Origin of the sequence: Rhodococcus sp. 24CO, assembly GCF_050586165.1 — a bacterium.
Classification (GTDB): Bacteria; Actinomycetota; Actinomycetes; order Mycobacteriales; family Mycobacteriaceae; genus Rhodococcus_F.
Map to the genome: position 1 here is coordinate 1 of NZ_JAZFNF010000048.1, position 2,453 is coordinate 2,453.

Consider the following 2,453-nt stretch of genomic DNA (forward strand, 5'->3'; position numbering starts at 1 on the left):
GTCGTCATCTCGGCACCTCCTCGCCGAGCATTCACTCAGCTAGTCGGGCCGAAACACCGTTTTAGAGACAGTCCCCTCCATCGTCGACAAGTGCAACAGCTTTCGGATGCCGACGGCCATCACACGGAGCAGCCGTTCAGGCAGCGAGGGTCTGTGCGGTGACCTGATCCCACACCTGGAATCGGATGGCTCTTCGTTGCGGTGATCGGTGACGGTCATGCGTTGCCGCGATGGGCGGAAGTGCGGGGAGATTCGACTGAAAGCGAATAGAAATCGTTGCGCTGCACCGACAGAGCGGAACTCTTTCATCGTGCGTTCTCGTTGCCGGGTCGGCGGATGGGAGTTCTGCACCGATTTTTCAAGTATTTGTTCCGCCGGTGCTCGTTCGTCTCGAGGGCCCTCACCCCATCATCAACGACACCACCAGATCATCCCAGATCAGGCGATAAGATGACCTGCACCTCGGCCACGACAAAAACCAAGCCCCGCCGGAACGCGAATCGACGAACATCCGAAACGGAACCCGGCCGAAAACGGTGTTGACGGGGTCGTTGCGTGAGCCGTCGGATTTCGCAGGGGCAGGAACGTCGCGCCCGCCGGCGTTTCCGAATCGAGCTCGATGCGTTCTGCGCCGGCGTATGCCTGGCGGCGGCCGAGTACAGCAAGACGATACGGCGGAATGACCACTGATCCCAAACAACTATACTTCCGAACACGTTCCGAATAAGTTGGGACCATGATCACCGCAGCAGCACTCCCCGCCGCGGCCCGACGCTCCTCAGACCTGAGCAAACACTCGGCCGAGGTCTTCGCTGAGGCCGAAGACCACCCCGTAACGGTGACTCGGCGCGATGGCGAGGCACTCGTTTTGATGTCGCAGCGCGAGGCCGAGGGCCGCTCCCGTCTGCTGAACTTCGCCGCCCAGCTCATCACCGTCACCCTCGACGAGAGTGGTTCACTCGCTGAGCGCATGGCCAAGGCCTTCCCCTGGATGCTCGCGCTGTCGCCGGCGGACCGGGAGACCTGCGCTCAGGACCTCGTGGACGCCGCGCGTGCCTCGTTCTCCACCGACCAGCCGCACCTCGCGATTGCGGAGTTGACGTCGTGGAAGGAGACGGCAATCACCATTGCCGCTGGCCTCGGCAGCGCCGACCTCGAGTGGCTCGACGACGACGAGACCGTGGAGCGTCCGTAGTCGTGGCAGCCGCCAAGAAAGGCTAGCTGGTCCCACGTCCCCCGAAGAAAATCGAGTACTCGAAACCAGCCGACCCTTCCGCGGGTCGTGACGAGAGCGTTGAACTGTTCCATTTCGGAGGCATCGCCGTGAACCTGGCCAATCAATGCGGGCCCCACCTCCTCGGGCGATCGTGAAGGCGGAACGAGCATGTCCGATACGTCTGCAACACCAGCGGACCGTCACCACCTGCGCGCTGAAAGATACACGCGTGCAACGAGAACAACGCACCAACCCCGCCAGGAACTACCCCGACCGCGCCTGACACAGCCTGCCGAGTCGACGACCCGTCCCCCTCGTGTGGGCCCAACAGACTGCTCGGGCAACGGTTGAAAAACGCCCCGCACCCCTGGGCAACAAAACTGCTGCCCGCGCCACCTAATGGCCGACGCGGAGGCCAGCGTTACGCCCCGATCAGGGTCGTTGTACTCAGTTCTGTGCGTTCACGTTTCATCACGGTCACCGCGGTCGCCTGGGAAACGGTAGACCCGAATTCCGCCCTCGCGATCCATGTATTGAATGCTCCAGAGCGTGCGATCGACCTGGCCCAATTCGATACTCCGGATCGCTTCTTCCAAAGTCGGGTACTCCGCTGTGCGCTGCGCAGCACCGTCGTAGAGAAAAGTGAAATGCATTCGGTAGTCGTCCTTTCTTCAACGTCTACTGACCGGCTATCCCGTCAAAACTATGCCAACCCTGAACATAGACGCTCTGCAATCGAATGCAGGCTGACCCGCCTCAACAGTGAGCACGTTCGTCAGCCGCCACTTGCCTGTCTCATGATGCGGGCTCTCCCCCGACGGGTCGAGTATCAGTCCCCACTAGGTCATGCACGACTGCTAGCGATGCAGCAATACAGACGATACACAACCGATGTGAACGTATGTTGTTGCAGTACAGCGCCTTACAACAGAATAATGACACAATAACGGCCGAAGTGGACGAGGTCGGCTTCGTCAGCCGATCCCGTCACCACGACCCTGTTATGGGCATTGCAGAGCGACTTGACGAGGATTCTGCTGTGTTCGGGTGTGGGCATCCGAGCAGGAACTGCCGCGCCGGGGTGATAGACGATGTACGGATCGGATCCCACGTGCGGCGTCGGATCCGGTTGCTTCGAAACTCGAGCGAGCCGGTTCATTTGAATCGCACCGGCGAGTCCGGAGACTTACTGATTTGAGAACTCCGCAATTCGCGTAGCTCTGTGTTCACCGTAGTA

The 2,453-nt window shown here is 60.6% G+C and carries 2 protein-coding genes and 1 pseudogene; 1 reads left to right on the top strand and 2 read right to left on the bottom strand.

Annotation, left to right across the window (positions count from 1 at the left end; translation table 11 throughout):
* Nucleotides 1–136 precede the first annotated feature (136 nt).
* Nucleotides 137–395: pseudogene (locus V2B23_RS30720) on the bottom strand (IS6 family transposase); the annotation flags it as partial.
* Nucleotides 396–736: 341 nt separating this feature from the next.
* Between V2B23_RS30720 and V2B23_RS30725 the strand changes: the two are divergent.
* Entirely contained in the window at nucleotides 737–1,195 is a 459-nt protein-coding gene (locus tag V2B23_RS30725) for a prevent-host-death protein (RefSeq protein WP_430953673.1), read from the top strand.
* Nucleotides 1,196–1,677: 482 nt separating this feature from the next.
* Here V2B23_RS30725 and V2B23_RS30730 read toward each other — a convergent pair whose 3' ends face one another.
* Nucleotides 1,678–1,869, bottom strand: a complete 192-nt coding sequence (locus V2B23_RS30730; RefSeq protein WP_430953674.1) for a hypothetical protein — start codon at nucleotides 1,867–1,869, stop codon at nucleotides 1,678–1,680.
* Nucleotides 1,870–2,453 lie beyond the last annotated feature (584 nt).

What these genes read in the sequence shown, in the direction of transcription:
- V2B23_RS30725 (WP_430953673.1), top strand. Translation starts at nt 737, where the DNA reads ATGATCACCGCAGCAGCACTCCCCGCCGCGGCCCGACGCTCCTCAGAC.
- V2B23_RS30730 (WP_430953674.1), bottom strand. Translation starts at nt 1,869, where the DNA reads ATGCATTTCACTTTTCTCTACGACGGTGCTGCGCAGCGCACAGCGGAG.